The 641-nt window shown below is 74.6% G+C and carries 1 protein-coding gene; it reads right to left on the bottom strand.

Annotated elements, in window-relative coordinates; all coding sequences use genetic code 11:
* Window positions 1-641, bottom strand: a 641-nt coding sequence (locus GSQ76_RS26465) for an exodeoxyribonuclease VII large subunit (RefSeq protein WP_272482690.1), incomplete at both ends; no start/stop codon positions are given.

Genomic DNA, 641 nt, shown 5'->3' with positions numbered 1-641 from the left:
GACGGCCACGCGATGCCGGGCTGCCGCGACGACACCGCCGGGCGCAGGCATGTGCCGTTCGGCCGCGACCAGGGCGCTGCGACGGGCGGCGACGAGGCCGGGTAGGGCCAGGCGCAGGCGCACGGCATTTTCGGCGACCGCCCGGCCGGCGGTACGCAGGCGGTTCGGCAGCGCCAGGTCCAACCGGTGGGCGCGGTCGTCCAGGCGCTGCCGGGCGACGCCGGCCAACGAGCCGACATCCGGCAGACGGGCGGCCATGGCGGAAACGATTATCCGCCGTTCCGCCCCCAACCGTGCCACCGCGGCCACCATGCGGGCGGCGCGATGCTGCAGGTCGGCCAGCAATTCCAGCCGCACCGGCACGGCCATTTCCGCGGCCGCGGTCGGCGTAGGCGCGCGACGGTCGGAGGCGAGGTCGATCAATGTGTGGTCGGTTTCGTGGCCCACGGCGGAGATCAGCGGGATGCTGCAGCAGGCTGCGGCGCGGACCACGGCTTCGTCGTTGAAGGCCATCAGGTCTTCCAGGCTGCCGCCGCCGCGGGCGACGATCAGCACGTCCGGGCGGGGCACGCCGTCCCGAGGCAGGCCGCAGAATCCGGCGATGGCGGCGGCGATCTTCTCGGCCGCCCCCTCCCCCTGCA

The sequence above is a fragment of the Acidisphaera sp. L21 genome, assembly GCF_009765685.1.
GTDB lineage: Bacteria > Pseudomonadota > Alphaproteobacteria > Acetobacterales > Acetobacteraceae > LMUY01.
The sequence above is the reverse complement of the archived record's forward strand: the minus strand, read 5'-3'. Positions and strand labels throughout refer to the sequence as shown.